This is a genomic window from Paenibacillus sp. A3, assembly GCF_001399685.1.
Classification (GTDB): domain Bacteria; phylum Bacillota; class Bacilli; order Paenibacillales; family NBRC-103111; genus Paenibacillus_G.
The window spans coordinates 1-5,159 of sequence record NZ_JTHN01000137.1 but is presented as its reverse complement, the minus strand read 5'-3'; the positions used below and the strand labels follow the sequence as shown (position 1 = coordinate 5,159).

Genomic DNA, 5,159 nt, shown 5'->3' with positions numbered 1-5,159 from the left:
GGCTATGCCGCCGGGAACGGGGCCGGAGCCGCCGTGCAGTGGCTTGTGTGCGGCGCGCTGCTCGGGCTGAGCGTGCTCGATCTGTCCCTGCTTCCCAAGCGGCGCATCTTGCGCGTCAGCCGCAGCCTTCCCGGGCAGGCCGATATCGGCAGCCCGTTCGAGGTGACGGTGCGCGCGGAAGCCTCGCAGCCGGTGTCTTTGAAGCTGACGGTCGCCGACGACCTGCCGCAGACGTTCAGTTCCCCGGGAGTGCCGTTAACGACGGCTTGGGAAGGGAAGGCGGCGGAAGTCCGCTACACGACGCTGGGCCGCGAGCGGGGAGAGTATCATTTTCGCTCGATCTGGCTCCGGTTGAGAGGAAGGATCGGGCTGTGGGAGAAGCAGGCGCGCGTGGAGCTGGAACAGATCATTCGCATTTATCCCGATATGTCGGGGGTCCGCGGCATCTTGTCTTCGATGCAAAATCAGCTGACGCTGGATGGAAGGCGGATTTACCGGAAGGAGCGGTCCGGCTCGGAATTTCACGCGATTCGCGAGTACGTTCCCGACGACGACCCGCGGTTCGTCAACTGGAGAGCGTCGGCGCGATCCCGTACGCTGATGACGAACGTGTTCCGCCCCGAACGGGGCAAGGTCGTCACCATCCTGCTGGACTGCGGACGCATGATGGGGATCGAGCTGGACGGCCGGACCAAGCTGGACGTGTCGCTCGAAGCGGCGCTGGCGCTTGCCGCCGTAGCGCTCAAGCAAGGGGATAAGGTGGGACTGCTCGCCTTCTCGAACCGGGTGAAGGCGTATGTGCCGCCGGACAACGGACTTCTCCATCTGCAGACGCTGACGGCGGCGGTCTACAACCTGCAGAGCGACTTCGTAGAGGCCAGCTACGGCACGGCGCTGCAGCATTTGCTGCGTGTGCAAAAAAAGCGGAGCCTGACCGTCCTGTTCTCCGATATGGACAATTATATGTTCGAGGAGGGGCTGCGTCCGCTGCTGATGCGGCTGAAGCGCCAGCACCAGATTTTGCTGCTCGGGCTGCGGGACGAAGTGCTGCAGGGGTGGGCGTCGGCCGAGACGGCGAACAGGCGCCAAGCCTATGTGAAGAGCGTGGCGCACAAGTTTGCCGTCGACCGGCAAACGGTCGCTGCCGAGATGGCGGCCGGCGGGATCGACATCGTGGACGTTCCCGTCGGGCAGCTGGCTTGGACGGCGGTCAACCGGTACCTGGATCTTAAATCGAACGATTCGATATAGGGGCCGGGGAGGAGAAGAGGTCCGTCCTCATTCCGGCTACGTCCTGCGGGGCGGCGCCTTCGGCCGCAAGCTGCGTATGTCTGCGTTCGTTCAAACGTCCGTAGGCGACATACAGCGCCAGGGCAATCATCGTGACGCCCGCGACGATATACTTCGTTTCCAGCGACAAGCCGGATGGCGTAATATAGCCTTCGATAATGCCGGCAATGACGAACAGTGGAATCGTGCCGACCATCAGGAGCGCCGATTGCTTGACGGAGCGCAGAAGCATATATTTTCGCGTATACGGTCCGGGGTTGATCATCCGGTAGCCCATATACAAGCCGGAGCCCCCGGCAATGAAGATGGCGGTCAGCTCGATGACGCCGTGCGGCAAAATGTACGCCCAGAACACGTAGCTTGTGCCGGATTGCCAAAAGACGGCGGTTAGCGCGCCGATCAGGATGCCGTTGTAGAACAGCACGTAGACCGTCAGCAGCCCGAAGGTGATGCCGCTCACGAACGCGAGAACGGCGACACGAATGTTGTTGGTCATGATGGACGTGGACATGACGGCGCTTTGCACTTCGCCGTGGTTTTTGCCCACCGCATGGGGATCGATGCCGTCGGCCATCTCAGGGGATACGAGCGCATACAGGTTCAGCGGGTCCTGCCAGACGGCGGCGAAGCCGGACAGCGCTCCGACCATAAACAGCAGAAACGCAAGCGCAATGAACCTTTTGCGTTCCAGAACGTAGCCGATAAACCGGCGCTTGAAAAAATCGCCGAGCCGATGGGACGTTTTCCACTGTTCGGCGTGCAGGGCATGGTGCGCCCGCGCCACGAGCTGATTGAGGTAAAGTCCGATCTCATCGCCGGGGTAATACGTTTGCGCGTAGGCCAGATGTGCGGAGGCCGTCCGGTACAAGAAGGTCAGCCGGTCGACCTGCGGGGCCTGTACCGTGCGGCGCTTTTTCTCGAATAAGGTCAGCAGTCCGTCAAGCTCGGTCCATACGGGCTTGTGCTCGCGGATAAAGCGCTGAATGTTCATGGGTGCGAACGATCTCCTTCCGTCTCTCGAATAAATCAATATTACCACAAAAATGGAAAGGAGGAGCGGGGAAATGAACGAGGTGAATATCAGGGAAGCTTCGATCGTGACGCCGGAGCATGTCCGGCTCCAGTTTCGGACGGCGGGCATCGGCAGCCGGACGGCCGCTCAGCTCATAGACAACCTGCTGCTGCTGGCAGCCTTTGGGGTAATCAGCCTGCTGGTCGGTCTGATTCTGATGCTGCTGGACATCGGCTTGGACGATGCGCTTGGGGAATATGCCGCGGCTTTTCTGATCGTGCTCAGCTTTTTATTGATCGGCGGCTACTATGCGTTGACGGAATATTATATGGGCGGGCAAACGTTCGGCAAAAAGTGGCTGGGCCTGCGCGTCATTCAGGAGAACGGCCAGCCGGTTACGCTGCTGTCGGCCATCATCCGCAATTTTTTCCGGCTGATCGATTTCTTGCCGTCCTTTTATTTTGTCGGCATGCTGTGGATGTTCTTCCATCCGATGGACAAACGGATCGGCGATCTGGCGGCAGGCACGCTCGTCATCCGGGATATGCAGCATGAGCGGCTCATCCTGCGCAAGCGGACTCAGAAGTGGCTGGCCAAGAACCGCATTCGCCTGCCGTATGAGCTCAAGCTGTCCGAAGCGTTCCGCAGACGGATCGAGCGGGAAGATTGGCTGCTGCTGTCCACGTTCGTGGAGCGCCTGCCCTCGCTGGATAAGTTCAAACGCGAGGAGCTCGCCCGGCAGGTAGCCGACCGGCTCGGAACCAAGCTGGAGCTGGAACGGGAGCTGTATGCGGCCCAGTCGACGGCTTTTTTGATCGAGCTGTACGTGCAGTTGTCGGAGGAATGGACGCTATAAGCGAGCGAGGGTGAAGCGGCGGAATTTTTTTTGCGTAGGGATGAATAAGGACGAGAGGGAGCATGCATACTAAAATGGGCTGAAAAAGAAGCCAACCATTTCCAGAAAGCATGCCAAGGAGGAATTCCGTCCATGTTCAACGCTACTCAGCAATTGAACCAATGCCAGCAAATGATTCAACAATTGATCCAGCAAACGGATCAAGCAAGCGCGAATTACCAAAGATTGCTCCAGCAAGAGCAGCAAAATGCGCAGCAGCTGCAAATTTTGTCGCAGCGCGAGCAGCATGCGGTGCAAGTGATCCAAACGGCGCTGCAAGGTCACCAGACGGCGGTACAGCAAATGCAGCAAATGGCGCAAATTTGCAACCAGCTGGAGCAAACGGCCGCACAGTTGAATCAAGCAAGCTTTCAATCGCAGCAAAATCAAAACTTCGCCCGCAGCAACTTCTATCAATAATCGGGTACATGTGGACAGAGCCGGCTCCCGGGATGAAGGGACGGCTCTGTTTTTGTCGTTCGGTGAACCTGCGCATAAGCGGATTGACAAAAGTAACTGTTATTATTATAATTACAGTAAGCGAACGGAGAGAAGGGAGCCGCCCGGTGAACAGCGAATTTACGATTGCCGTCCACAGCCTCGTGCTGCTCGCCTATCGGCCGGATCATATGGCCACCAGCGATATGATCGCCCACAATGTGGATACGCATCCGGCCCGTGTACGCAAGGTGATGGGATGTCTGCGCAAGCAGGGGTATGTGACGACCAAGGAAGGCAGCGGCGGAGGATTCGCGTTAAACTGCCACCCGGACGAGGTCACGCTTGCCGAGATTTACCGTGCCACGTCGTTCGGTTCGATCAAGCCGTCCTGGTGCTCGGGGAATGTGGAGGAGGACTGCCTCGTCGCTTGCAATATGACCGAGGTGATGGATCATATATTCACGGAAGCGGAGGAGCAGATGCTGATATACCTCCAGCGGCTGACGATACAAGACGTGCTGGAACGCGTCCTCGCGAAGCAGCAGAGAAAGAGCTAATTTTTTTTAACGTAACTGTTATCAAAAAAGTTTCAGTCGTTTCAGAGGCTTCATAACCGTTTAATGGTGTTAAAAAGGGAGGGTGATCAACATGGCAGCTGCAAATCATGGGCTGATTCGGGAAGGCGACTGGGTTAGCGGGACTTCCTGGAAGGACGAAAGGTTTATCGGATACGTCGAAGGAACGGATGGAAATGGCGCGCTGCGGGTTCGGATTACGCAATGCGACCGCGCCGAAGCGGTAGGGTTTGTGACGGAGGCCCGGCAGTCGAAAGTAACCCGGCTGCCCGAGCCCGACGGGCTGCCTGCGGACGAAGCGGCGCTGCACGATCTGATCGAGCTGGCGCTGCAAGCCCGGGATCAGGCATGGTTTGAAGAGTTGAGCGCCATGCTTCCCTCGGCGTCCGCGCAAGCGGCGGGAGGGCGGAAGCCGAGCCTTCCCGGACCGAGCGGGTGGAAGGCCCCGGCCTCCCGGTTTCCGTTCGGATTCAATCTGGAGAACCTGCGTTAAACCTAAAAAAATTAAACTAAGGAGTGGTTGAGATGGCTATTGTCAATGTCAAAGATGCGGAGTTTAAGGATGCGATTCAAGAAGGTGTGGTGCTGGTCGATTTCTGGGCTCCTTGGTGCGGTCCTTGCAAAATGATCGCTCCCGTACTTGAGGAGCTGAACGGTAAGCTCGGCGATACGGTGAAGATTGCGAAGGTGAACGTGGATGACAATCCGGAAACGGCCGGACAATACGGCGTGATGAGCATTCCTACGCTGAAGCTGTTCAAGGACGGCGTCGAGGTCGGTACGCACGTGGGCTTCCGTCCGCTGCCGGAGCTGGAAGCTTGGGTGCAAGCGCAGCTGTAATGGTAGCGATAAAAAGGCCCCTTCGGAAAAACGAGGGGCCTTTTGAGCTTGTTGAGGAACCCGCTTCGCGTAGAAATTCTCTGCACACGCCGGTGGGGTATATCCC

General features: G+C 58.1%; 7 protein-coding genes. 6 read left to right on the top strand and 1 reads right to left on the bottom strand.

Annotation, left to right across the window (positions count from 1 at the left end; translation table 11 throughout):
• On the top strand, positions 1-1,251 hold a 1,251-nt coding region (locus QJ48_RS20795), incomplete at its 5' end, for a DUF58 domain-containing protein (protein WP_054975425.1).
• On the opposite strand, the gene QJ48_RS20790 is transcribed toward QJ48_RS20795, so the two are convergent.
• On the bottom strand, positions 1,229-2,281 hold the full coding sequence (locus QJ48_RS20790; protein ID WP_054975424.1) for a stage II sporulation protein M: 1,053 nt from the start codon (positions 2,279-2,281) through the stop codon (positions 1,229-1,231). The genes QJ48_RS20795 and QJ48_RS20790 overlap by 23 nt on opposite strands.
• Before the next feature lie 73 nt (positions 2,282-2,354).
• On the opposite strand from QJ48_RS20790, the gene QJ48_RS20785 reads away from it, so the two are divergent.
• From QJ48_RS20785 to trxA, 5 genes are all read left to right on the top strand, one after another.
• A complete protein-coding gene (locus QJ48_RS20785) occupies positions 2,355-3,158 on the top strand; it encodes an RDD family protein (RefSeq protein WP_054975423.1) in 804 nt (267 codons plus the stop codon).
• Positions 3,159-3,290: 132 nt separating this feature from the next.
• Complete coding sequence (locus QJ48_RS20780) at positions 3,291-3,617, top strand: hypothetical protein (protein WP_054975422.1); 327 nt, start codon at positions 3,291-3,293, stop codon at positions 3,615-3,617.
• A 146-nt stretch (positions 3,618-3,763) separates the two neighbouring features.
• Positions 3,764-4,195, top strand: coding sequence for an Rrf2 family transcriptional regulator (locus QJ48_RS20775; protein ID WP_054975421.1), 432 nt, complete (start codon positions 3,764-3,766; stop codon positions 4,193-4,195).
• 91 nt (positions 4,196-4,286) lie between these two features.
• Positions 4,287-4,706, top strand: coding sequence for a hypothetical protein (locus QJ48_RS20770; RefSeq protein ID WP_054975420.1), 420 nt, complete (start codon positions 4,287-4,289; stop codon positions 4,704-4,706).
• Positions 4,707-4,738: 32 nt separating this feature from the next.
• Entirely contained in the window at positions 4,739-5,053 is a 315-nt protein-coding gene (trxA, locus tag QJ48_RS20765) for a thioredoxin (protein WP_054975419.1), read from the top strand.
• Positions 5,054-5,159 lie beyond the last annotated feature (106 nt).